The sequence below is a fragment of the Pseudomonas sp. UF-293 genome (genome assembly GCF_058245595.1).
This window is the reverse complement of sequence record NZ_JBSICA010000002.1, coordinates 330,481-354,832: the sequence shown is the minus strand read 5'-3', so window position 1 is coordinate 354,832 and position 24,352 is coordinate 330,481. Positions and strand designations below refer to the sequence as shown.

Here is a 24,352-nt window from a genome sequence, read left to right as displayed (position 1 = left end):
TTATTCCGCAGCGCGACACGGCCGAAGGCTCTGGGTCGCGAAACGGCGGGTTATGGTGGCGAAGTTTGCCATAAACCCAGAATTTTGGCGCCTTTCTCCTGCTCACGCGATCCCTGTAGGAGCTGCCGAAGGCAGCGATCTTTTGATTTTGCTTTTTAAAGATCAAGATCAAGATCAAGAGATCGCAGCCTTCGGCAGCTCCTACAGGATCGTTGCAAGGCGCGAAGTCAGGGTTCGACCTGACTCCACTGTTTGCTCAGGCGCTTGTCGGAGATCGGCACTTTGGTGCCCAACTGTTGCGCGAACAGCGACACGCGGTATTCCTCCAGCCACCAGCGGTACAACTCCAACTGCGGATCGCGCTTGCCTTCCTGCGCATGCTTGGCCGCGCGACTCTGGTATTGCGCCCACAGGCCAGCGAGTTCGCCGCTCCAGACCCGATCTTTCTGCACCTGCGCGCCGAGTTTCTCGAAACGCTGCTCGACCGCTTTCAGATAACGCGGCAGCTCCTTGAGCCACTGCATCGGCGTCTCGCGGACGAAGCCCGGATAGACCAGATTGCCGATCTGCTGCTTGATGTCGTTCAACGCCACTGCCTGGGCAAGATCGATCTTGCCCTTGAAGCGTTTTTGCAGACCGTGCCAGATCTTGAGGATTTCCAGCGTCAGCCGCGCAACCCGCTCGGCGTGCTCGGTCCAGTTGCCGCGCTTGCGCTCGGCCAATGCCGCCAATCCGGCGCCATCCCGGGGCAACGGGTCTTCGCCTTCGAGAATGCAGCTGTCGAGGCTGGCCAGCAGAATGTCTTCGACCAGCGCATCGACGCGGCCCAGTTCGCGGTACAGCAGGCCCAGCTCAGTCTGCCCGGGCAACTTGCCACGGAGGAATTTTGCCGGCTCGGCCAGTTGCTGCATGAGCAAACGCTGCAAGGCGCGACGGTGCTGGAACTCGGCCTCGGCCGGAGTCGAGAAGCGCCCCTCCTTGACCGTGCCGCCCTCTTCCACCAGCGCCGGGTACACCGTCATCGACAGCCCGGCGATCTTCTGCTGGGTCTTTTCCGCCACCGGCGCAAAGACTTTCGCCTCGACCGGCTGCTGACTTTTCGCACTCTGCGGCACCGCCAGCGCGGCCTGGCTGGCTTCGGCGAAGCGTGCGGTCAGCTCGGCCAGATCGCGACCTTCGCCGAGGAACTTGCCCTGGCCATCGACGATTTCCAGGTTCATGCGCAGATGGCTTTCAACCTGCTGCGCCGCTTCCGCCCACGCCTCATCACTGACCCGCGCGCCAGTCATGCGCAGCAGCTCACGACCGAGCGCTTGCGGCAGCGAACCTTCGGCGAAAGTCATGCGCTGCAACGCGGCCTTGATGAAGTCCGGCACCGGCACGAAGTTCTTGCGCAGGGCCTTCGGCAAGTTGCGCACGAGGGCAATGCACTTGGCCTCGATCAAGCCCGGCACCAGCCATTCCAGACGCTCCGGCGGCAGCATCGGCAGCAGCGGCGCCGGCACGCGCAAGGTCACGCCATCACGCGGGTGATTGGGTTCGAAGTGATAGGTCAGCGCCAGTTCCAGATCGCCGATGTGCAGCGTGTCCGGGTAATCACGGGCGGTGACTTCGCTGGCCTCGCGGGCCAGCACGTCTTCCTCGCGCATGATCAGCAGCTGCGGGTCTTTCTGGCTGTTGACCTTGTACCAACTGTCGAAGGTCGCGGTCTGGTGGATCTCCGCCGGCAGGCGCGCATCGTAGAAGGCGTAGAGGGTTTCTTCGTCGGCGAGAATGTCGCGCCGGCGCGCCTTGGCCTCGAGTTCGTCGAGCTGCTCGAGCAGTTTCTGATTGGCGCTCAGGCACTTGGCCCGCGACTGAATCTCGCCGCGCACCAGGCCTTCGCGGATAAACAGCTCCCGGGATACCACCGGATCGACCGGGCCGTAATGCACCGGGCGGCGACCGACGACGATCAGGCCGAACAGGGTGATCTGCTCGTAGGCGACGACCTGGCCGCGCTTCTTTTCCCAATGCGGCTCGAAGTGGTTCTTCTTGATCAGGTGCCCGGCCAGCGGCTCGATCCAGTCGGCGTCGATCTTGGCGACCATGCGCGCGTAAAGCTTGGTGGTTTCTACCAGTTCGGCGGTCATCAGCCACTGCGGGCGCTTCTTGCCGATGCCCGACGACGGATGAATCCAGAAGCGCCGTTGCCGCGCGCCGAGGTAATCGCCGTCTTCGGTTTTCTGGCCGATCTGGCTGAGCAATCCGACCAGCACCGCTTTGTGCAGCTTCGGATAATCGGCCGGCTCTTTGTTCAGGCTCAGCTGCATGTCGCGGCAGATCAGACTTAACTGACGATGGGAATCACGCCACTCGCGCAGACGCAAATAGTTGAGGAAATTTTTCCGGCACCAATTGCGCAGCGGATTGGCGGTCAGCGCTTGGCGCTGCTCTTCAAAACCACGCCACAGATTGACCAGCCCGGCGAAGTCGGAGTCCGGATCTTTCCATTGCGCATGGGCCTGATCCGCCGCTTGCTGACGCTCCGGAGGACGCTCGCGCGGGTCCTGAATCGACATGGCGCTGGCGACGATCAGCACTTCCTGCAGACTGCCGAGCTTGGCCGCTTCGAGGAGCATGCGGCCCATGCGCGGGTCGACCGGCAAGCGCGCCAACTGGCGTCCGAGCGGCGTCAGCTGGCTATTGCGATCCACCGCCGAAAGCTCTTGCAGCAGGTTGAAACCGTCGCTGATCGCCTTGCCGTCCGGCGGCTCGATAAACGGGAACGCGGTGATTTCGCCGAGGCGCAGATGCAGCATCTGCAAAATGACGGCGGCGAGGTTGGTACGCAGGATTTCCGGATCGGTAAATTCCGGGCGACCAAGGAAATCCTCTTCGCTGTACAAACGCACGCAGATGCCCGGCTCGACCCGCCCGCAACGACCTTTACGCTGATTGGCGCTGGCCTGGGAAATCGCCTCGATCGGCAAGCGCTGCACCTTGGCCCGATAGCTGTAGCGGCTGATGCGCGCAGTGCCGCTGTCGATCACATAGCGAATACCCGGCACGGTCAGCGAGGTTTCGGCGACGTTGGTCGCCAGTACCACGCGGCGGCCCGGGTGCGACTGGAAAATCCGCTGCTGTTCAGCCGGCGACAGGCGCGCGTACAGCGGCAGGATTTCAGTGTGTTTGAGCTGAGCCTTGCGCAACATATCGGCGGCGTCGCGGATCTCGCGCTCGCCGGGCAGGAACACCAGCACATCGCCGGGGCTGCGCCGTTCGCTGCGCTCGTAAGCGGCGATTTCGTCGAGGGTGGCGAGGATCGCCTGATCGACGGTGAGGTCGTCCTCGACCCGGTTGCCCTCTTCGTCCTGCTCCAGCGTCAGTGGTCGATACCAGGTTTCCACCGGGAAGGTACGACCCGACACTTCGACGATCGGCGCGTCATCGAAGTGCTTGGAGAAGCGCTCCAGATCGATAGTCGCCGAAGTGATGATGACCTTCAGGTCGGGACGGCGTGGCAGCAGGGTTTTCAGGTAGCCGAGGAGGAAGTCGATGTTGAGGCTGCGTTCGTGGGCTTCGTCGACGATGATCGTGTCGTAGCGTTCCAGATAGCGGTCGTTCTGGGTTTCCGCCAGCAGAATACCGTCGGTCATCAGTTTGATCAGGGTGTTGGAATCGCTTTGATCTTCAAAACGCACCTGATAGCCGACCAGCGCTCCGAGCGGCGTGCCGAGTTCTTCGGCGACACGGCTGGCGACGCTACGCGCGGCAATCCGGCGCGGCTGGGTGTGGCCGATCAGACCGTGCTGACCGCGACCGATTTCCAGGCAGATCTTCGGCAACTGGGTGGTTTTGCCCGAACCGGTTTCGCCGGCGATGATCAGCACCTGATGTTGCTCCAGGGCCTTTTTGATTTCGTCGCGCTTGGCCGCGATCGGCAAACTGTCGTCGTAACGAATCACCGGCAGGCTCGCGCGGCGCGCCAGCACCTGCTCACAGGACGCCTGCATCCGCGCTATCCACTGGGCCAGTTTGGCCTCGTCGGGTTTCTTGCGCAGCTCAAGCAACTGCCGCCGCAGCCGGTGACGGTCGGCGAGCATGGCGTGATCGAGGTTTTTCAGCAGTTTGTCGATGGAGGGCGATTCGTCGGTCATCGGGTAGGCAATTCGGTCGTCTATTTATGCAGGGGGCGGATTGTGGCAGAAAAGCAGCTGCAAGCGCCAAGCTACCAGCCGCAAGTCACTGCGGCTTTCAACTTGCAGCTTGAAGCTTGCCGCTTGCAGCTGCGTCTTGTTATTCGTTATCAAGGCCCTTGCGCCGGTATGGGAAGACGTCAATGACCTTCCCCGCCCGAATCGCCTCCTGCAAGCCCTTCCAGTAATCGGCGTTGTACAACTCGCCATGCAACTGATCGAACAACTTGCGCTGTCCGGCATCGGCGAACAGAAACGGCGGAAACTCTTCGGGAAAGACGTCAAGCGGGCCGATCGAGTACCACGGCTCGGAGGCCATTTCGTCCTCGGGCGTGCGTGGGGCCGGGATGTGGCGGAAGTTGGCTTCGGTCAGGAAGCAGATTTCGTCGTAGTCGTAAAACACCACCCGGCCGTGGCGAGTGACGCCGAAGTTCTTCAGCAACATGTCGCCGGGAAAAATATTCGCCGCCGCCAGTTGCTTGATCGCCAGACCGTAATCTTCCAGCGCTTCGCGCACTTGCGCGTCATTGGCGTTTTCCAGGTATAGATTGAGCGGGGTCATCCGGCGTTCGGTCCAGCAGTGGCGGATCAGCACGGTTTCGCCTTCGACCGAAACCGTGGATGGCGCCACCTCAAGCAATTCCTCCAGACACGCCGGATCGAACTTGCTCAGCGGAAAACGAAAATCGGCAAACTCCTGGGTATCGGCCATGCGCCCGACCCGATCGACGCTTTTCACCAGTCGGTACTTTTCGATCACCGTGGCGCGGTCGACGTTCTTCGACGGTGAGAAACGGTCCTTGATGATTTTGAACACGGTGTTGAAACCCGGCAGGGTGAACACGCTCATGACCATGCCGCGCACGCCGGGGGCCATGATGAACTGATCGTCGGTGTTGGCCAGGTGATTGATCAGCGCGCGGTAAAACTCCGACTTGCCGTGCTTGTAGAAGCCGATCGAGGTGTACAGCTCGGCGATGTGCTTGCCCGGCAGGATGCGCCGCAGAAAACCGATGAACTCCGCTGGCACCGGGACATCGACCATGAAATACGAACGGGTAAAAGAGAAGATGATCGACACATCGGCTTCGTCGGTGATCAACGCGTCGATCTGAATACCCTGCCCTTCGCGGTGCAACAGAGGAATCACCAGCGGCCATTGCTCGTCGCGGGTGTAAATGCGCCCGACCAGATACGCGCCCTTGTTGCGGTAGAGCACCGAAGAAAACAACTCGACGCTCAGCTCCGGGTCCTTGCACACCCAGTCCGGCAGGTTCTCGCGCAGCTGCGCTTCGAGTCGCAGCAAGTCGCCGGGCAAATCGGCGTAATCCTCGCTGAAGCGGTAGTCGGAAAAAATACTTGCGAGCATGCCGGACAATTGGCCCTGCGGCTTGTACGTGCGGGTTTGCGCGGCGCGCGCACGGCGCAGGCTCGGGCGCGTGGTGTGGATGAACATGCAACCGTCGCTGATCAGGTCGTGGCTGAACAGCCCGCAGAAAATCGAGTTGTACCAGGTTTCGGACAGCTCATCGTCGAAGCGCAGGTCGATCACACTGATATAGGCGCTTTTCACCAGCGGCCAGCAGCTGACGTTCATCAGGGTCTCTTCGTCGAAATACTCGCGCAGGCGAGCGACGGTTTCGCCAACCTTTTCCTCATACAGACTGATCCGCGCCGCCGACGCGGCCTGCGCCTCCTGCCAGCGCGCCTGTTCGAAGCGCTCCCGCGCGCCATCGGTGATGCGGCGGAAATGCTCGCGGTAATCGTCGAAGCCGGCGAGGATCATCCGGGCGATCTCGGTGGCTGGCCATTGCTGCGACATAAATGAAACCTCGGCGGGAAATCGATTCGTTTGAGCTTAGTCACGGAACCGTCCGCAGGAAAAGCGCAATTTCTGCCAAAACCGATACCGGGACGACCGCTGACAGAGTTTCTGGGGCAGGTAGATCGCCAGGCAGAATTAAAAGCCCGAATAGCGGTTGCCATGATCCGGACGCTCGGCAACACTCTCGTCCCGATCAAGCAAGGAGCCCGCCGTGAGCCCTGTCGATATTTTCCGCATGTTGTCGCTGGCCGCTATCTGGGGCGCGAGTTTTCTGTTCATGCGCATCATTGCCCCGGTGATCGGCACAATCCCGACCGGGTTCTTTCGCGTGTCGATCGCGGCCGCCGGGCTGCTGGTGATTCTTGGGCTGATGCGCATCAGCTGGGATTTCAAGGGCAAGCTGAAAACCGTGATGCTGTTGGGCGTGATCAACTCGGGGATTCCGGCGACGTTGTATTCGGTTGCCGCCCAGGTATTGCCGGCCGGCTATTCGGCGATCTTCAACGCCACCACGCCGCTGATGGGCGTGCTGATTGGCGGCCTGTTTTTCAGCGAAAAACTCACAGCGGCCAAGCTCAGCGGCGTGTTCCTCGGCCTGTTCGGCGTCGGCGTGCTGACACGCGCCGGTCCCGTGGCCTTCGATCTGCAGCTGCTGATGGGCGCGGTCGCCTGCCTGCTGGCGACCACTTGCTACGGCTTTGCCGGTTTCCTCGCGCGGCGCTGGCTGGATCAGGCCGGTGGGCTGGACAGCCGTTTGTCGGCATTGGGCAGCATGCTCGGGGCGACGTTGTTTTTGCTGCCATTGTTCGCCTACAGCACGATCACTGCGCCACCGGTCAGTTGGGGCGGCTGGCAGGTCTGGCTGTCGCTGCTCGGCCTGGGCCTGGGTTGCACGGCGTTTGCCTACATCATCTATTTCCGCCTGCTCAGCTCGATCGGCCCGGTGAAATCGATGACCGTGACCTTCATGATCCCGCCGTTCGGGGTGTTGTGGGGGGCGTTGTTGCTGGATGAGCCGTTGTCGATGGCGCACATTTATGGCGGGGTGCTGATTGCGGCAGCGTTGTGGCTGGTGTTGAAGCCGGCGGTGGTGAAGCCTGCAAAGGTGTCAGCCCGTTAGATTTTCTGCCGCAGATATTCGCGAGCAGGCTCGCTCCCACAGAAAAATACATTCCAATGTGGAGCGAGCCTGCTCGCGAAAGGCGGCGCAACAAGCGCCACCTGCCTATCGGCTATCCGGTTTTACGGAACACAAATACCAATCCAACAATGATCAGCAGCATTCCCAACACGCTCAACGCCGCCAGCCGATTACCGAAAATCAGGTAATCCATCACCGCCGTGACCGCCGGCACCAGATAGAACAGGCTGGTGACATTCACCAGATTACCCCGCGCGATCAGTCGATACAGCAACAGCGTCGCCAACACCGACACCACCAGGCCCATCCATAACACCGGGATAATGAAGCCTGCGCTGTGCTCGAAGTGAAACGGCTGAAACGGTACGAAGATCGCACACAGCAACAGGCCGGCCAGATACTGCACTGGCAGCGTGCCAAGCGGGTTGTCGGTGATACGTTTTTGCATGATCGAACCGAGCGTCATGCTCGCCAGTGCCAGGAGTCCAAATACCATGCCAGCCCAGGACATCCCGGCCAGACCGATACCCTGATAGACCACCATGATCAGCCCGGCCAGCCCCAGCGTCAGGCCGAACAGGCGGCTCGCTGAACGCTGGCGCTCCATCAGCACCACGGTGAGGATCGGCTGAACGCCCATGATCGTCGCCATCACCCCCGGTGTGACTTTGCTGTTCAATGCCAGCAGATAAAAGATCTGATAGGCGCCCAACAGCACCACGCCGGTGGCGATTGCGAACAGCATGGGTTTGCCACCCTTGGGCAGCTTCAATCTCAGCAGTGGCGCCAGCAACACCAGCCCGCACAGGGCGATGGCGAAGCGAATCAGCAGAAAAGCAAAGGGCGAAGCATGGGCCAGGCCCCACTTGGAGAAAATCGCCCCGCTGCTCCACAGCAGAACGAACAGGCTCGTGGACGTCGCCGCGAGCGCGGATTGTTTCGAAAGGACAAACATGAATACCACCTGTAGTCAGGCAAGAAGCCAACTCAGCCAAAGCTGAAGTTCAGTAGGTTTTTCCGGCGGGCGCAGTGGTCAGCAGAAACTGCCGATCAGCCCCGAACACCAACGCCCGGCGGCGATACGGCTGCGCACACCGGCGTGCTACTGACAGGTGGAGGGTAATGACTGATCTGCACCGGCTGCTGATTCCCGCACGGCACGACGCCAGCGTTGACCGCTGAATCGACTACCGCGTTGATGAGGGATGCAGGCATGGATGCTGATCTTTATTGAGGAAATGAAGGCGTGAGCATGGCGCTCAAGCGGGCTGACTATAACCAGCCCGGGACACAGATTGCAATGACTTGGGCAAAGGGCCGGTAGCGACAGTTTGGGGCGGGATGATCAGGGTGATTGGCGGTGGCAACGGATTGTCAGGAGACATGGAATGCAAGAGATCACATGCCAAGGGAACGGACGTATTTGCGGTATCAGGTTTATCGGTCAGAGGCGAGGAAGCGGGCGGGTATTGCGACTGCGCAGATGCGATCCATTACGGGAGCCGACATGTCAGAAGTCCGCTTTGAGGGAGGGAGTATGCGCAAAGTCGTAAGAAAATCCCCAAGCAAGAAGGAATTGGGCGAGCCGGTGGAAAAGCTTGATCGACTGGAGTTATCCGCGAATCAGCGCCGTTTTCTGCAGGTTCTTGAAAACGGAACCGACGTGAATGAGCCCAACCTGCTCGCCGGCCGTCCTTGAACCATCAATAAAAACCGCTCCCAAAGAGCGGTTTTTTATTTCTGGCCAATCGTTAACCAAACAACCAATACCCCAGCAACGTCAGCACCAGCACCGCCAGCACCGGGCGCATTACGCGGTACGCCTTGGGATGGCGGCGTTTCCACTGCTTGACCACGCCGCTGAAACGGTCGCTGAAGTTCTTGCTCCAGGCATAAGCCTGGTTGATCCCACCGACGCGCTCATCATCAAGATTCTGCGGCGCGGTGGCGCGACCTAGCCAGCCGCTGATGAAGCGATTGATGCGAGTCATCAGGCGGTTGCTCAGTGGACGTTCGATGTCGCAGAACAGAATCACCCGAGTCTGATCGGTTTCATTTTTGACCCAGTGCACGTAGGTCTCGTCGAACATCACGTCATCGCCGTCGCGCCAGGCGTAAACCTGACCGTCGACGAAGATCCGGCAATCGTCGGAGTTGGGCGTCGAAAGGCCCAAGTGATAACGAAGGGAGCCGGCGAAGGGGTCGCGGTGCGGGTTGAGGTGACTGCCGCCCGGCAGCAGCGCGAACATCGCTCCCTTGACGTTCGGTATGGCGCTGACCAGCGCCACGGTTTTCGGGCACAGGGCTTCGGCCGATGGCAGCGGTTTGTCGTACCACTTCAGATAGAAACGCTTCCAGCCTTTCTTGAAAAACGAACCGAAACCGGCATCGTTATTCTTCTCGGCGGCGCGAATGTAGCCTTCGTCAAACAGGTGCATCGCTTCGTCGCGGATGGTTTCCCAGTTGTCACGCAATACATCCAGTTCGGGAAACTTGCTGCGATCCAGATACGGCCTGGAGGGCACTGCGGAGAACAGGTACATCAAAGCGTTGTACGGAGCGAACAGTGCGGAGTGGTTGACGAACTGGCGCAATACCGGCAAACGCGCCTTGCCGCGCAAATGCACATAGAGCGTGCTGCCCAGAAACAGCAACAGCACAAACGCCTTGGCGGCAAAAGAAACGGTCATCAACGACTCCTTGAATAAAGACAACGCTGCGCAATGCCCTTTTCCCGGCATGGCAGCCGGCCATGATAAACACTACCGGCTCCGGGAAAAACCCGCCTGATGCAAGATTCAATGTTAAGCATTGCGCAACAAAGCCTTTATTAACATGCAGCGCCTGAACCTCGGCTGACCTGAATCAACCGGATTACTGCTGATTCTCCTGCTCGGTGAACAGGTCACTGAACAACATGCTCGACAGATAACGCTCACCCGAATCCGGCAGCACCACGACGATGGTTTTGCCTTGCATCTCCGGCGTCTCCGCCAGACGCACTGCCACAGCCATGGCAGCACCGCAGGAGATGCCACACAAAATCCCCTCTTCCTGCATCAGGCGCAAAGCCATGGCCTTGGATTCTTCATCGGTCACCTGCTCGACGCGATCGACCATCGACAGATCAAGATTCTTCGGTACAAAACCGGCGCCAATGCCCTGGATCTTGTGCGGGCTCGGCTTGATCTCGGCACCGGCCAACGCTTGCGTGATCACCGGCGAAGACGCCGGCTCGACGGCCACCGACAGAATCGGTTTGCCGGCGGTGTTCTTGATATACCGCGACACGCCGGTAATGGTTCCGCCGGTGCCGACGCCAGCCACCAGTACATCCACTGCGCCGTCGGTGTCGTTCCAGATCTCCGGGCCTGTGGTCTTTTCATGGATCGCCGGGTTGGCCGGGTTATCGAATTGCGCCGGCATGAAGTATTTGTCGGCATCGCTGGCGACAATCTCCGCGGCTTTCTCGATGGCGCCCTTCATACCCTTGGCCGGCTCGGTCAATACCAGCTCCGCACCCAAGGCTTTCAGGACCTTGCGGCGCTCGATGCTCATCGACGCCGGCATGGTCAGCATCAGTTTGTAGCCGCGCGCGGCAGCGACGAAGGCCAGGCCAATACCGGTGTTACCCGAAGTCGGCTCGACAATGGTCATGCCCGGCTTGAGTTTGCCGCTGCTTTCGGCGTCCCAGATCATGTTGGCACCGATCCGGCATTTGACCGAATAACCGGGGTTGCGCCCCTCGATCTTGGCCAGGATGGTGACCCCGCGCGGCGCGATGCGGTTGATCTGGACCAGCGGCGTATTACCGATGGAATGGGCGTTGTCAGCGTAGATACGGCTCATGGCTGGGTCCTTATGCAGCGTTGAATTCAGCCTTCCAAGGTAAGCCTGTTGCCGGTCACAGTCCAGTCGGGGCGAACGTCTGCGAACGCACGCAGTCAATCGCTTTGAATCGTCAAGGCACACTCTTGAAGGAACAATGGCATGAAACGTCGTTACAGCTGGCCGCTCTGGACCCTGGCGGGTGTCGTGGTGCTGCTGGTCGCCCTGCATTTCGCCCTGCCCTATCTGGTACGCGATTACCTCAATGACAAACTCGCGGACATGGGCGATTACCGTGGCCAGATCACCGATGTTGATCTCGCGCTGTGGCGTGGCGCGTACAAAATCAACGGCCTGAAGATCGTCAAGGTCGATGGCAAGGTACCGGTGCCGTTCGTCGATGCGCCGTTGATCGATCTGTCGGTGAGCTGGCATTCGTTGTGGTACGACCATGCCGTGGTCGCGCAGGTGCAATTCCTCAATCCGGAAATCAACTTTGTCGACGGTGGCCCCAACAAGCAGAACTCGCAGACCGGTCAGGGCACAGACTGGCGTGAGCAATTGGGCAAGCTGCTGCCGATCACCCTGGATGAAGTACAGATCAACGACGGTCGCATCACTTTCCGCAACTTCAATTCCAAGCCGCCGGTGAACATGAATGCCAGCAACGTCAACGCCAGCATCTATAACCTGACCAACGTAGTGGACAAGGAAGGCAAGCGCGACGCCCGTTTCGAAGGCAAGGCGCTGCTGCTGGGCCACGCTCCGCTGGAAACCACCGCCACCTTCGATCCGCTGAGCAACTTCGAAGACTTCGAATTCCGCCTGCGCGCCCGCGACATCGAACTCAAACGCATGAACGACTTCGCCTCGGCCTATGGCAAGTTCGACTTCAACGCCGGCCACGGCGATGTGGTCATCGAAGCCAAGGCAGAGAAAGCCCGACTCACCGGCTACATCAAACCCCTGCTGCGCGACGTCGATGTATTCAACTGGCAGCAAGACGTCGAAAACAAGAACAAAGGCCTGTTCCGCTCTATCTGGGAAGCACTGGTCGGCGGCACCGAGACCGTGCTGAAGAACCAGAACAAAAACCAGTTCGCCACCCGCGTCGAACTCAGCGGCAATGTTCACCAGCAGAACGTCAACGCCTTCGAAGCGTTTTTGCAGATTTTGCGCAATGGCTTCATCCAGGCATTCAATGCGCGGTACGAACGGCCGAAGCCGGATGAGGGTTAATTTTTGCGGTTGACGACATATCGACCTGTGTCTTCGGCCGCTATCGATGAACGCTGTTGCAGCGAATCCCAGCCCAGACAGGCCAACGCCAAAGAACGTGGCACTGCTTCACGCCCATTGCTGTAACGGCTGATGCTGCGAGCGCTCACACCGAGCGCTTCGGCCGCATCATTGAGAGAAAGTCCGGTACGGGCGCGCCAATCGATAAAAATGCGCGTGTTCTCATCCTGGGCATTTTGCGCTAGCGCATCCATATACAAGGTGTCTGCACCGATCTGTACGTCGGGTTCAATCCATTCAACGATCCAACCCTCGTCCCCGACTGCGGCAGTCGCAAAGACTTCGCGATCAAGCAGTGGCCGCAGACCTGGATAAGTATGAATATCCATCCCCAAATCAACTGTCAGTTCCTGACTATTGATAAATGTCAGTGCCAACCTGAAATCCGACAGAACGTGCGCAGATCGCAGACGCGGCCGTTTCATGGGTAACATCGTTTCCAGTCCTCCAATAGTTGCGCCTGATGTGCACCCACCCAAGCCAACGCTTCTTTGACGATCAGCGGCAGTGCCTTGCCCATCATGACTTCGATCGTTTCCAGGCTGAGCATCACGTCAACGCCGCCACCGGTCAGGTGGACATGAGGCGGTGGGGGATCTTTCTCACGCAGCTGTATGCAGTATTTATCGCGAAATCGGTATTTAGTAGACATGGATCACAAGCTATCGCCAAATCGGCGATACCGGAATACTGGCCATCCGCCGAGACTGAGTCAACATGTGACGCTCCATTCAGAGACTGAATAAGCCGTCTGCGTTCACAGTCGACCGGCGTGCGCGTTATAGTCGGGCATCCGATTATTTCGCCCCGCCCTGCCCGTAGGTCGGCGTTACCGTTCGAGGATTTGCAGATGAAGTTCGAAGGCACCCAGGCCTACGTCGCCACCGATGACCTGAAGCTGGCGGTCAACGCCGCCATCACCCTGGAACGGCCGCTGCTGGTCAAGGGTGAACCGGGCACCGGCAAGACCATGCTCGCCGAGCAACTGGCCGAGTCGTTCGGTGCCAAGCTGATCACCTGGCACATCAAGTCCACCACCAAGGCCCATCAGGGTCTGTACGAGTACGACGCGGTCAGCCGTTTGCGTGACTCGCAGCTGGGCAATGAAAAAGTCCACGACGTGCGCAATTACCTGAAGAAGGGCAAGCTCTGGGAAGCCTTCGAGTCCGAGGAGCGGGTGATTCTGCTGATCGACGAAATCGACAAGGCCGACATCGAGTTCCCTAACGACCTGTTGCAAGAACTCGACAAGATGGAGTTCTACGTTTACGAGATCGACGAGACTATCAAGGCCAAGAAGCGCCCGATCATCATCATTACCTCCAACAACGAGAAAGAGCTGCCGGACGCGTTCCTGCGCCGTTGCTTCTTCCACTACATCGCCTTTCCTGATCGCACCACCCTGCAGAAAATCGTCGACGTGCATTACCCGGACATCAAGAAGGATCTGGTCAGCGAAGCGCTCGACGTGTTCTTCGACGTGCGCAAGGTACCGGGCCTGAAGAAAAAGCCTTCGACGTCCGAGTTGGTCGACTGGCTGAAGCTGCTGATGGCCGACAATATCGGCGAAGCGGTGCTGCGCGAGCGCGATCCGACCAAAGCCATCCCGCCACTGGCTGGCGCGCTGGTGAAAAACGAACAGGACGTGCAACTGCTTGAGCGCCTGGCGTTCATGAGCCGGCGCGGCACCCGCTAAGAGGCTGCTGCCATGTTGCTCAACCTGTTCAACGAAATGCGTGCAGCCAAGGTGCCGGTGTCGGTGCGCGAGCTGCTCGACCTGATCAACGCGCTGAAACAACGCGTGACCTTCGCCGACATGGACGAGTTCTATTACTTGTCGCGGGCGATTCTGGTGAAGGACGAACGCCATTTCGACAAGTTCGACCGCGCATTCGGCGCCTACTTCAATGGCCTGGAGAAACTCGACGACCACTTGCAGGCGCTGATTCCCGAGGACTGGCTGCGCAAGGAGTTCGAGCGCTCGCTGAGCGACGAAGAACGCGCGCAGATCCAGTCCCTCGGTGGGCTGGACAAGCTCATCGAGGAATTCAAGAAACGCCTGGAAGAACAGAAGGAACGTCACGCCGGCGGCAACAAATGGATCGGCACCGGCGGCACCAGCCCGTTCGGCTCCGGCGGTTTCAACCCTGAAGGCATCCGGGTTGGCGATGCCGGCAAACGTCAGGGCAAAGCGGTCAAGGTCTGGGATCAGCGCGAGTACAAGAACCTCGACGATTCGGTGGAACTGGGCACGCGCAATATCAAGGTCGCTCTGCGTCGTTTGCGCAAGTTCGCCCGCCAGGGTGCCGCAGAAGAACTCGACATCGACGGCACCATCGACCACACCGCCAAGGACGCCGGCCTGCTGAATATCCAGATGCGCCCGGAACGGCGCAACACGGTGAAGCTGTTGCTGCTGTTCGACATCGGCGGCTCGATGGACGCGCACGTGAAGATCTGCGAAGAACTGTTCTCGGCCTGCAAGACCGAGTTCAAGCACCTGGAGTATTTCTACTTCCACAACTTCATTTATGAATCGGTGTGGAAGAACAACATGCGCCGCACTTCCGAGCGCACCTCGACCCAGGATCTGCTGCATAAGTACGGCGCCGACTACAAAGTGATCTTCATCGGCGACGCCGCCATGGCGCCGTACGAAATCACCCAGGCCGGTGGCAGCGTCGAGCACTGGAACGAAGAGCCGGGTTACGTGTGGATGCAGCGCTTCATGGAGAAATACAAGAAGCTCATCTGGATCAATCCGTATCCGAAAGATACCTGGGGCTATACCTCGTCGACCAACATCGTCCGCGATCTGATCGAGGATCAGATGTATCCGCTGACGTTGCGCGGGCTTGAGGAAGGGATGCGGTTTTTGTCCAAATAAAAGCAAAAGATCGCAGCCTGCGGCAGCTCCTACAGTGAAATTCGCGTTTCCTTGTAGGAGCTGCCGAAGGCTGCGATCTTTTGATCTTCAGCCAAATCTCTGCAAATACTCGACATGCGCGCGGTGCGCGACGTCCTGCACCACCGGCCGCAATTTCACCTTCGCTCCCGGCAGGCATTGCGCCAACTGTGCCAGTGCCAGCGGCGTCAACGCACCCAGGCGAGGATAGCCACCAATGGTCTGCCGATCATTGAGCAATACGATCGGCTGCCCGTCCGGCGGCACCTGCACTGCCCCCAACGGAATCCCCTCGGAAATCATCGGCGCGCCCTGATATCGCAACGCCGCGCCGAGCAGGCGGATGCCCATGCGGTCGGCGCGACTGTCGATGGTCCAGGTACTGTTGAACACATCGAACAGGCTCTGCCCGCTGAACTGGCCGATCTGTGCGCCGAGCACCAAGTCCAAAGGCGCGTGCATTTTGAAATCCGGCCGCAGCGCTGAAGGCATTTCCCGCGTCGCCAACGCTTCGCCGCTGTAACCGAGCGCCGCCCCTTTGGCGAGCGGAAGGCCCATGCCATCAAGTCCGCCCAATTCTTCGCGCACCACCGTGGCACTGCTGCCCAGTACCTTCGGCGCGGCAAAACCGCCGGGGGCCGCCAGATAAACCCTGGCGCCGAGCAACGGCTGGGTGAAGCGCAATGTCTGCCCTTTCGCCAACCGGAAGCTGCGCCACGGCGCCAGCGGCTGTCCATCGATCTGCGCGCCGAGATCCGCTCCCGCCAGCGCCAGCAGGCAATCCTCTTCAGCCACCACGGCAAACCCGCCGAGGGTGATTTCAACCACTGCTGCATCCAGCTCATTGCCGAGCAGCCAATTGGCCCAGCTCATCGAACACCAATCCGCCGCGCCGCCTTGGGTCACGCCCAGATGTCGCACGCCGAACCGCCCGGCGTCCTGCAACAGGCACAGCGGTGTGCTGGCTTCGATCATCAATCGACTCATGCCAACGCCTCCAGTGGGGTGTCATCGCCGCCCAAGCGTATGAATTCGGCGTGGTCGACCGCTTCGAAGCGCACCGTGTCGCCGGGTTGCATCAGGCTGTAGCCGTCGCGATGGCGATCGAAGAGTTTCGCCGGGGTGCGCCCGATCAGGTTCCAGCCACCGGGTGAGACCACCGGATACGCTGCGGTCTGCCGCTCGGCGATACCGACGCTGCCGGCGGCGACTTTCTTGCGCGGTGTGTTCAAGCGCGGCGCGGCGAGCATTTCTTCGACCAGGCCCATGAAGGCAAAACCCGGCGCAAAGCCAAGGGCGAACACCTGATATTCCCGTGCGCTGTGGCGACGAATCACCTCCTTCACCGCCAGCCCGCTGCGTTCGGCCAACAGGCTCAGTTCCGGGCCGACACTCAAGTCGTACCAGACCGGCAAGACGTGACACTGCCCAGCGCTTCGCGCATTCGGCGCCAGATCGACCAGCGCTGCGGCGATCAATTCCCGCGCCTGCGCCGGACTCAACAGCGTCAGATCATAATGCACCATCAGCGTCGTATAGGACGGCACCAGATCGATCAGCTGTGCACCAAACACCTTACGCAAACGCTCGCTGGCGGCGAGCATCCACGGCATGTTGGTTTCGGCGATTTCATCGAACAGACGCAGCATCAGGCAATCCAGCGCCACCACTTCTACCCGTGGATTCATGACGCACTCGACGGCTGCAAGGCCTGGCGAATGCGCTGCACGGCAGCCACCGAACTGGCGTTGTCGCCGTGGACGCACAAGGTGTTGGCGCGCAGGATCAGGGCGCTGCCATCGCTGGCGGTGAGCGCGCCGCCATTGGCGATGGTCAGCGCTTGCTCGACGATTGTCTCGGCATCGTGATGCACCGCACCCGGCAGTTGCCGCGAGACCAGCCGGCCAGCACTGTCGTAGGCGCGATCGGCGAAAGCTTCGAACCACAGCGTCACGCCATATTCAGCGCCGATCTGCTGCGCTGCGGCGTTGTCTCGGGTCGCCATCAACATCAGCGGCAGGCTGCGGTCATAAGCGGCCACGGCCTGCACTACCGCGCGCAATTGCGCCGGGTTGGCCATCATGTCGTTGTACATCGCGCCGTGAGGTTTGACGTAACTCACGCGCCCGCCCTGCGCCTTGCAGATGCCATCGAGGGCGCCGATCTGGTAATGCAGGATGTCTTGCAGTTCCTGCGCGGAATAGGCCATGGAGCGCCGGCCGAATCCGACCAGATCCTGATAGGCCGGGTGCGCGCCAATCTGCACGCCGTGCTCAAGGGCCAGCGCCACGGTTTTGCGCATGATGCTCGGGTCGCCGGCATGGAAACCACAGGCAACGTTGGCGCAATCGATGAAGGGCATGACCTCGGCGTCCAGACCCATGGTCCAGCTGCCGAAGCTCTCGCCAATGTCGCAATTCAATAGCAGGCGGCTCACGGTGAACACTCCTGTAGCTGCTGGTCTTTTTATCTGTAGGACATTGCTGCGCAGGTTATCAGTTACTGCGCGTCGAGTTGCTTGCCACGGGTTTCCGGCAGGCTCAGCGCCGCCAGAATCACCACACCGTAGGACACCGCTGCGAAGGCACCGATGCCCATGCTCAGCGGGACTTTCTGGCTGAGCAGGCCGATCAGCAGCGGGAACAACGCCGCCAGCGCGCGGCCGATGTTGTAGCAGAAACCCTGACCCGAGCCGCGAATCCGCGTGGGAAACAGTTCGGTGAGAAACGCGCCCATGCCGCTGAAAATTCCCGAGGCGAAGAAGCCCAGCGGAAAGCCCAGCCACAGCATCACGCCATTGCTGACCGGCATCTGCGTGTAGAGCAGGACGATGGTGAACGAGCCGACCGCGAACAAAATGAAGTTCCTTTTCCGCCCGAGCAGGTCGGTCAGATAAGCGCTGATCACATAACCGACATAGGAACCGACGATCACCATCGCCAGATAACCGCCGGTGCCGAGCACGCTCAAACCGCGTTCGTTCTTGAGGAAGGTTGGCAGCCAGGAGGTAATTGCGTAGTAACCGCCCAGCGCACCGGTGGTCAGCAATGACGCCCGGAACGTGGTGAAGAGCATGCCGGGGGCAAAGATCTCGTAGAACTTCGCCGGGTTCTCCGGGGTTTGCGCGGCTTTGGCTTGGCGATAGATTTCCGGATCTTTCACCAGACGGCGGACAAAAATCACAAATATCGCCGGCACGATGCCGAGAATGAACAGCGCCCGCCAGGCATCTTCCGCTGGCAACACCGAGAACAACAGCGCATATAGAATCGCCGTCAGGCCCCAGCCCAGCGCCCAGCCGGATTGCACCATGCCCACTGCTTTGCCGCGATCCTTGGCGCGGATCACTTCGCCGATCAACACCGCGCCGGCGGTCCATTCACCGCCGAAACCGAAGCCCATCAACGTGCGGGCGATCAGCAGTTGTTCGTAATTTTGCGCGAAGCCGCAGAGGAAGGTGAAGAAGGCGAACCACAGCACCGTCAGTTGCAGGGTGCGCACTCGGCCGATGCGGTCGGAGAGAATCCCGGCGACCCAACCGCCGATGGCCGAGGCGATCAGGGTGCTGGTGTGAATCAGCCCCGCTTCGCCCGTGGTGATGCCCCACATCGCGATCAGCGTCGGCACTACGAAGCTGAGCATCTGCGTGTCCATGCCATCCAGGCCGTAGCCGATCTTGCAGCTCCAGAACGTGCGGCGCTCCTGCTGGTTGATGTTGCGATACCAGTCGAAAGGCCCGGGGCGCGCCGCAGGCTTGGATAAAGGAAGGGTGTCGGGAGCACTCATGGCAAATCTCCGCAGGGCTTTTATTGGTCTTGTTCGAAGCTCCGACGACGCCTATCGTGGGAACCGGATGCGCCGATTTTTCGTCGCCCTGCCCTGCGCCGTCCAACGAATAAAAACCCGCCTTAGGCATAAGAAAAATTTGTCAGCCGAGCCTTGCCCATGAATCTGAAGTTTCTCGAGACCTTTGTCTGGGTCGCGCGCCTGAAGAGTTTTCGCCTGACCGCCGACAAGCTGTTCACCACCCAGGCGTCGATTTCCAGCCGCATCGCCGTGCTCGAAGGCGAGCTCGGCGTGAAGCTGTTTCTGCGCGATTCACGCGGCGTCAGCCTGACCCCGGAAGGCTTGAAGGTGCTCGATTACGCTGAACAGATGCTCGACACCATGGCGGCGCTGAAACAGTCGATCGAGACCCGCTCGAGCAAGGTCGGGCGGGTGCGTATCGGCGTGATGGACACGGTGATCCATACCTGGCTGAGCCCGCTGGTGGCGCAGATGACCGATCTGTATCCGCGCGTGGAAATCGAATTGGTCGCCGATACTGCGCTCAACCTCTGCGATCAGTTGCAAAAAGGATTTCTCGATCTGGTGTTGCAAACCGACCTGATCCGCCACGAAAGCGTGCGCAGCCTCGAGCTGGCCAGCCATCCGCTGGGCTGGATCGTCGCCAGCAATTCGATCTACAACCGCGACTACGCCGACCTTGCCGAACTGGCGCAGGAGCGGATCATCACCTACTCGAAAAACTCACGACCGCATCAGGATATCGTCGCGCTGATGCAGGCCAGCGGCGTCATGGCGCCACGCTTGAATTGCGTGAACTCGGTGTCGGCGATTACGCGTTTGTTGCGCGACGGCTTTGGGATCGGCGCGCTGCCACCGGTTCTGGTGGCCGAGGAACTGGCGCGCGGCGAATTGACTTTGCTCGACATCGAGCAGCGCCCGGCGAATCTGCCGGTGGTGGTGTCGTGGCGGGTCGGGGTTGAGTGGGTTGAGGAGATTGTGACGTTGTGTCAGCAGGTCCTGGCGGGGTATGCAGATAAAGTGGGCGACAGTTACATTTTCTTGAACGCCTGAAAAGCAAAAGAGCGCCGCCTTCGGCAGCGCCTACAGGGGGCAGTGCAGGAGCTGCCGAAGGCGGCGATCTTTTGATCTTCGGTTTACAAACCGCGTACGTCGCGATCTTCAATCGGCCGGCTCTGGCGCAGACGCCGGCCGCCGAGCACCACCCAGTCAATCAGGCGGAACAGGCATTCGACGCCGAACGACAGCAGCAACGCGCAGCTCATGCCCCAGATCATCGCCTCTGGCGTCAGCAGGATCTGATAGCTGTAGCCGTTCCAGGTTTCCTTGCGAATATCCGGATCAGCCGCCAGCACCACTTGCAGGAAACGCACATACCACGGCCCTTGCATCGCCTGGAACTGCTTGTCCAGCGCAACCTGGCGAGTAAGCAAGGTGTTCAGGCTGTCAGCATCGCTGCGGAAAATCGGGTCTTCGCTGGCCCGGTAATGCGCGACCAGCGCCTGCATATCGCCTTTGAAAAACTGATCGGCCGTGCCCTGGAAACCACGCAACCCGGTCTGCGCTTCGATCAGGTGCGCTTCGACCCGCTGGGCGTAATCGTTGATGAACCCCGGCACCTGGACACCGATCAACAGGCCCGCCGCAAACAACACCAGCCGTAGATAACTGAGCAACATGGGTGCAAATCCTTATTCGGTCTTGCCCTGGCTGACGCATTCGCCGCGTCGCCACAGGCTCCATTGGCCCGGTTCGTAGCGGGTCCAGGTTTCGTTTTCGGTCAAAGGCTCAGTGGCGATCACCGTGACCAAGTCGTTGGGCGTGGTTTCGGCCTGGAAGTCGACAATCACATCGACATCCTTGAGCCGCGCCGGGCCGAACGGGGCGCGCCGAGTGATCTGCGCCAGTTTGGTCGAGCAGTAACAGAACAGCCAGTCGCCGTCGCTGAGCAGGCAATTGAACACGCCCTTACTGCGATATTCGGCGCAGGCCGCGACGAGGTCCGGCAGCAGCACTTCGATATCGACCGGTTCCGGAAAGGCTGCGCGCACCCGGTTGAGCAAATCGCAGAACGCCGCTTCGCTGTCGGTATCGCCGACCGGGCGGTAGAAACTCTTGATCGGGGTGAAGTCGGCGAGCTGACCGTTGTGCGCGAAACACCAGTTGCGCCCCCACAGTTCGCGGACGAACGGATGGGTGTTGGACAGGCAGACCTTGCCGACGTTGGCCTGGCGAATATGGCCAATGACCACTTCGCTCTTGATCGGATAACGCTGCACCAGATTGGCCACTTCCGACTCGCTGCTCGCCGCCGGGTCCTGAAACAGACGCAAGCCGCGCCCTTCATAAAAAGCGATGCCCCAGCCGTCGCGGTGCGGGCCGGTGCGGCCGCCGCGTTGCATCAGGCCGGTGAAGCTGAACACGATGTCGGTCGGCACGTTGGCACTCATGCCCAGTAATTCACACATGTGCGGACTCTCGGGTTACAGACGCGGCTCGACCCGCATGCGCTGCGGATTGTTCGGCACTGGCGGGCGACCGTAACGGTCGTCACCGGCGCCGCCGAACGGTTGATCATCGTCGCGCTCTTCGGCACGGGCGGCGGCCTTGGCGGCCTCGGCGCGTTCACGCCGCGCTGTCGAGGCACGCTCGATCGGCAGGCGGACCAAGACGAAAACCAGATAAACGCCGAAGGCGATCATGCCGTACATGAACAGATCGGAAACCGCACGCCAGGCGTTGTTGCCGACCTTGAACAGCATGTCCAGGGCGGTGATGGCGATGGCCGGTGCAACTTTGGCTTTCACCGGATCGACGATGGTCGGGCTGAACAGTAACACCGCCATCAGTACACGCAGCGGCTCGCGCAGCCAGCGCCACATCCAGGTGGTCAGGCGCATCCATACCAGCAGGCAGCCCACGGCGGCAAAGGCGTAAAGGCCCCAGGCGATCAGATAGTCGTTCTCGGTCATGATGTCCATGGCAAGGCAGGCAAAGAGGCGCTTATAGTAACGACTTTTCGCCCATGCGGCTTGTCCCAATACCAGACGGCCAGCAGTCGACCCTGTGGGAGCGAGCCTGCTCGCGAATACGGACTGTCAGTTGCAACAGCGTTGCCTGACACACCGCATTCGCCAGCAGGCTCGCTCCCACAAGGGCTGCGGCGCTTTCAAGACCTGCGAAAAACCCAATTCCGAATATTGTCCGAGAGCCTTCCATGCCCGAATCCGCCAATGTCATGACTGCCCCGATTGCCCAGCGGGCGCCCGGCGCCGACCCGTATGCCTGGCTGCAGGAGCGCGACACCGACGCGGTGCTCGACTACCTCAAGGCTGAAAACGCTTATCAGGAAGCGCAAACCGCCGATCAGGCCGAGCTGCGCGAAAACCTGTTCAACGAGATCAAGGGCCGGATCCTCGAAACCGACCTGTCCCTGCCCTCGCCTTGGGGCCCGTATCTGTATTACACGCGCACCACCGCCGGTGACGAATATGCCCGGCACTACCGCTGCCCGCGCCCGGCAGACGACAGCCTGACCCTCGATGAAAGCCGCGAGCAACTGTTGCTCGACCCGAATGCGCTGGCCAATGGCGGCTTCTTCTCGCTCGGTGCTTTCAGCATCAGCCCTGATCACCAGCGCCTGGCCTACAGCGTCGATACCTCGGGCGACGAGGTCTACACGCTGTTCGTCAAGGAGCTGTCCAATGACAAGGTCAGCGAACTGGAATTCGAGGACTGCGACGGCAGCATGACCTGGGCCAACGACAGCCTGACCCTGTTCTTCGGCGTGCTCGACGACACCCATCGCCCGCACAAACTGTTCCGCTATCGCCTTGATGGCACTGCCGCCGAAGAGGTTTTTCACGAGCCGGACGGGCGTTTCTTCCTGCATTGCTACCGCGCCAGCTCCGAACAGCAATTGCTGCTGTCGCTGGGCAGCAAGACCACCAGCGAAGTGTGGGCGCTGGACGCCAATCAACCGCACCTGCCATTCAGCTGCCTGGCGCCACGGGTGGAGGATCACGAATACGACGTCGACCACGGCCTGCTCGATGGCGTCTGGACCTGGTTTATCCGCACCAACCGCGACGGCATCAATTTCGCCCTGTATCAGGCTGCGGACACCGGCGTACCGCCGAGCGAGGCCGACTGGCAGAACCTGATCCCGCACAACGAAGACGTGATGCTCGACGGCGTCAGCCTCAATACCGAGGCGATGACCTTGAGTCTGCGCGAAGGTGGCCTGCCGATCATCGAGGTTCACCCGCAGGGCTTGGCGCCGTATCGCGTGCAATTGCCCGATGCAGCCTACAGCCTGCATGTGCAAAACAGCCTGGAATTCGAGAGCGATCGCATTCGTCTGCGTTACGAAGCGTTGAATCGTCCGGCTCAGGTGCGCCAGTTGATTCTCGCCAGCGGCGAGCAAACGGTGCTCAAGCAAACCCCGGTGCTCGGCCCGTTCGATGCCGACGCCTATGTCAGCCAACGTCTGTGGGCGACCGCCCCGGACGGCACGCAGGTGCCGATCAGTCTGGTGATGAAGCGCGAGATGGTCGGCAAACCAGTGCCGCTGTATCTGTACGGTTATGGCGCTTACGGCTCCAGCCTTGATCCGTGGTTTTCCCACGCGCGCCTGAGCCTGCTCGATCGCGGCATGGCCTTCGCCATCGCTCATGTTCGTGGCGGCGGTGAATTGGGCGAAGCCTGGTATCGCGCCGGCAAACAGGAACACAAGCACAACACCTTCAGCGACTTCATCGCCTGCGCCGAATTCCTGATCCTCAACGGCATCACCACTGCAGAAAAACTGGCAATCAGTGGCGGTAGCGCCGGTGGCCTGTTGATCGGCGCGGTGCTCAACCAGCGCCCGGACCTGTTCGGCGTGGCGATTGCCGAAGTGCCGTTCGTCGACGTGCTCAACACCATGCTCGACCCGGATCTGCCGCTGACCGTCACTGAATACGACGAATGGGGCAACCCGGAAGAACCGGACGTCTATGATCGGATCAAGGCTTACGCGCCGTACGAAAACGTCACCGCGCAGGCGTATCCGCCGCTGCTGGTGATCGCCGGCTACAACGACAGCCGTGTGCAGTATTGGGAGGCGGCCAAGTGGGTGGCGAAATTGCGCGCAACCAAGACCGATGACAACGTGCTGCTGCTCAAGACCGAACTGGGCGCCGGGCATGGCGGCATGAGCGGGCGCTATCAGGGATTACGTGACGTAGCGCTCGAATACGCATTTGTGTTCAAGGTTTTGCAGATTGCCTGAGGAACTCTGAGGGTGGCTTAGGTCTTAACAGCAGACCAAAAGCCTCCACCGATTCCCTGTGTAGGAGCTGCCGAAGGCTGCGATCTTTTGATCCTGG

22 protein-coding genes are annotated in these 24,352 nt (G+C 60.4%); 7 read left to right on the top strand and 15 right to left on the bottom strand.

Annotated elements, in window-relative coordinates; all coding sequences use genetic code 11:
* Positions 1–227: 227 nt before the first annotated feature.
* Positions 228–4,139 carry an ATP-dependent RNA helicase HrpA gene (gene hrpA / locus AC4IHP_RS04090; protein WP_490830933.1) on the bottom strand — a complete coding sequence of 1,304 codons (3,912 nt, stop codon included), beginning with the start codon at positions 4,137–4,139 and terminating at the stop codon, positions 228–230.
* Between the two features lie 139 nt (positions 4,140–4,278).
* Entirely contained in the window at positions 4,279–6,000 is a 1,722-nt protein-coding gene (gene aceK, locus AC4IHP_RS04085; protein ID WP_490830932.1) for a bifunctional isocitrate dehydrogenase kinase/phosphatase, read from the bottom strand.
* Between the two features lie 214 nt (positions 6,001–6,214).
* Here aceK and AC4IHP_RS04080 point away from each other — a divergent pair, with 214 nt between their 5' ends.
* Positions 6,215–7,123: a DMT family transporter gene (locus AC4IHP_RS04080; protein ID WP_490830931.1), complete on the top strand. Its 909-nt coding sequence runs from the start codon at positions 6,215–6,217 to the stop codon at positions 7,121–7,123.
* Between the two features lie 112 nt (positions 7,124–7,235).
* On the opposite strand, the gene AC4IHP_RS04075 is transcribed toward AC4IHP_RS04080, so the two are convergent.
* Together AC4IHP_RS04075 and AC4IHP_RS04070 are read right to left on the bottom strand one after the other, a co-directional pair.
* Entirely contained in the window at positions 7,236–8,099 is an 864-nt protein-coding gene (locus AC4IHP_RS04075) for a DMT family transporter (protein ID WP_460125026.1), read from the bottom strand.
* A gap of 95 nt (positions 8,100–8,194) precedes the next feature.
* Positions 8,195–8,359, bottom strand: coding sequence for a hypothetical protein (locus tag AC4IHP_RS04070; RefSeq protein ID WP_490830930.1), 165 nt, complete (start codon positions 8,357–8,359; stop codon positions 8,195–8,197).
* Between the two features lie 322 nt (positions 8,360–8,681).
* Here AC4IHP_RS04070 and AC4IHP_RS04065 point away from each other — a divergent pair, with 322 nt between their 5' ends.
* On the top strand, positions 8,682–8,843 hold the full coding sequence (locus AC4IHP_RS04065; RefSeq protein WP_490830929.1) for a hypothetical protein: 162 nt from the start codon (positions 8,682–8,684) through the stop codon (positions 8,841–8,843).
* A 52-nt stretch (positions 8,844–8,895) separates the two neighbouring features.
* Here AC4IHP_RS04065 and AC4IHP_RS04060 read toward each other — a convergent pair whose 3' ends face one another.
* Both AC4IHP_RS04060 and cysK read right to left on the bottom strand, forming a co-directional pair.
* On the bottom strand, positions 8,896–9,834 hold the full coding sequence (locus AC4IHP_RS04060; RefSeq protein ID WP_039760974.1) for an aspartyl/asparaginyl beta-hydroxylase domain-containing protein: 939 nt from the start codon (positions 9,832–9,834) through the stop codon (positions 8,896–8,898).
* 184 nt (positions 9,835–10,018) lie between these two features.
* A complete protein-coding gene (gene cysK / locus AC4IHP_RS04055; RefSeq protein WP_460125019.1) occupies positions 10,019–10,993 on the bottom strand; it encodes a cysteine synthase A in 975 nt (324 codons plus the stop codon).
* 141 nt (positions 10,994–11,134) lie between these two features.
* Between cysK and AC4IHP_RS04050 the strand changes: the two genes are divergently transcribed.
* A complete protein-coding gene (locus tag AC4IHP_RS04050; protein WP_460125016.1) occupies positions 11,135–12,211 on the top strand; it encodes a DUF748 domain-containing protein in 1,077 nt (358 codons plus the stop codon).
* Here AC4IHP_RS04050 and AC4IHP_RS04045 read toward each other — a convergent pair.
* Positions 12,208–12,705 (bottom strand): helix-turn-helix domain-containing protein, encoded by a 498-nt coding sequence (locus tag AC4IHP_RS04045; RefSeq protein ID WP_460125013.1) that lies wholly within the window; start codon positions 12,703–12,705, stop codon positions 12,208–12,210. The genes AC4IHP_RS04050 and AC4IHP_RS04045 overlap by 4 nt on opposite strands.
* On the bottom strand, positions 12,693–12,923 hold the full coding sequence (locus tag AC4IHP_RS04040) for a DUF4160 domain-containing protein (RefSeq protein ID WP_490830928.1): 231 nt from the start codon (positions 12,921–12,923) through the stop codon (positions 12,693–12,695). The genes AC4IHP_RS04045 and AC4IHP_RS04040 overlap by 13 nt, the downstream gene beginning before the upstream one ends.
* Positions 12,924–13,121: 198 nt before the next feature.
* Here AC4IHP_RS04040 and AC4IHP_RS04035 point away from each other — a divergent pair, with 198 nt between their 5' ends.
* Both AC4IHP_RS04035 and AC4IHP_RS04030 read left to right on the top strand, forming a co-directional pair.
* The gene (locus AC4IHP_RS04035) at positions 13,122–13,967 is read left to right on the top strand and encodes an AAA family ATPase (RefSeq protein ID WP_007911294.1); all 846 of its coding nucleotides are present in this window, start codon (positions 13,122–13,124) and stop codon (positions 13,965–13,967) included.
* A 12-nt stretch (positions 13,968–13,979) separates the two neighbouring features.
* Complete coding sequence (locus AC4IHP_RS04030) at positions 13,980–15,158, top strand: vWA domain-containing protein (RefSeq protein WP_016771218.1); 1,179 nt, start codon at positions 13,980–13,982, stop codon at positions 15,156–15,158.
* 87 nt (positions 15,159–15,245) lie between these two features.
* Here the strand turns inward: AC4IHP_RS04030 and AC4IHP_RS04025 are convergent, their stop codons facing one another.
* The 4 genes from AC4IHP_RS04025 to AC4IHP_RS04010 form a co-directional block, all read right to left on the bottom strand.
* The gene (locus AC4IHP_RS04025; RefSeq protein ID WP_490830927.1) at positions 15,246–16,163 is read right to left on the bottom strand and encodes a 5-oxoprolinase subunit C family protein; all 918 of its coding nucleotides are present in this window, start codon (positions 16,161–16,163) and stop codon (positions 15,246–15,248) included.
* Positions 16,160–16,864, bottom strand: a complete 705-nt coding sequence (locus AC4IHP_RS04020) for a 5-oxoprolinase subunit B family protein (RefSeq protein ID WP_490830926.1) — start codon at positions 16,862–16,864, stop codon at positions 16,160–16,162. The genes AC4IHP_RS04025 and AC4IHP_RS04020 overlap by 4 nt, the downstream gene beginning before the upstream one ends.
* Positions 16,861–17,613, bottom strand: a complete 753-nt coding sequence (locus tag AC4IHP_RS04015) for a 5-oxoprolinase subunit PxpA (protein ID WP_490830925.1) — start codon at positions 17,611–17,613, stop codon at positions 16,861–16,863. The genes AC4IHP_RS04020 and AC4IHP_RS04015 overlap by 4 nt, the downstream gene beginning before the upstream one ends.
* 62 nt (positions 17,614–17,675) lie before the next feature.
* Entirely contained in the window at positions 17,676–18,962 is a 1,287-nt protein-coding gene (locus tag AC4IHP_RS04010; RefSeq protein ID WP_460124998.1) for an MFS transporter, read from the bottom strand.
* A gap of 159 nt (positions 18,963–19,121) precedes the next feature.
* Between AC4IHP_RS04010 and AC4IHP_RS04005 the strand changes: the two genes are divergently transcribed.
* Positions 19,122–20,036 (top strand): LysR family transcriptional regulator, encoded by a 915-nt coding sequence (locus AC4IHP_RS04005; RefSeq protein ID WP_490830924.1) that lies wholly within the window; start codon positions 19,122–19,124, stop codon positions 20,034–20,036.
* Between the two features lie 83 nt (positions 20,037–20,119).
* On the opposite strand, the gene AC4IHP_RS04000 is transcribed toward AC4IHP_RS04005, so the two are convergent.
* The 3 genes from AC4IHP_RS04000 to AC4IHP_RS03990 are packed head-to-tail and all read right to left on the bottom strand — an operon-like array spanning position 20,120 to position 21,964.
* A complete protein-coding gene (locus AC4IHP_RS04000) occupies positions 20,120–20,662 on the bottom strand; it encodes a DUF2937 family protein (RefSeq protein ID WP_490830923.1) in 543 nt (180 codons plus the stop codon).
* A 12-nt stretch (positions 20,663–20,674) separates the two neighbouring features.
* Entirely contained in the window at positions 20,675–21,451 is a 777-nt protein-coding gene (locus AC4IHP_RS03995; RefSeq protein WP_490830922.1) for a class II glutamine amidotransferase, read from the bottom strand.
* Positions 21,452–21,466: 15 nt separating this feature from the next.
* Positions 21,467–21,964: an MFS transporter gene (locus AC4IHP_RS03990; RefSeq protein ID WP_490830921.1), complete on the bottom strand. Its 498-nt coding sequence runs from the start codon at positions 21,962–21,964 to the stop codon at positions 21,467–21,469.
* A 236-nt stretch (positions 21,965–22,200) separates the two neighbouring features.
* On the opposite strand from AC4IHP_RS03990, the gene AC4IHP_RS03985 reads away from it, so the two are divergent.
* Positions 22,201–24,255: a S9 family peptidase gene (locus AC4IHP_RS03985; RefSeq protein ID WP_460124985.1), complete on the top strand. Its 2,055-nt coding sequence runs from the start codon at positions 22,201–22,203 to the stop codon at positions 24,253–24,255.
* Positions 24,256–24,352: the final 97 nt, after the last annotated feature.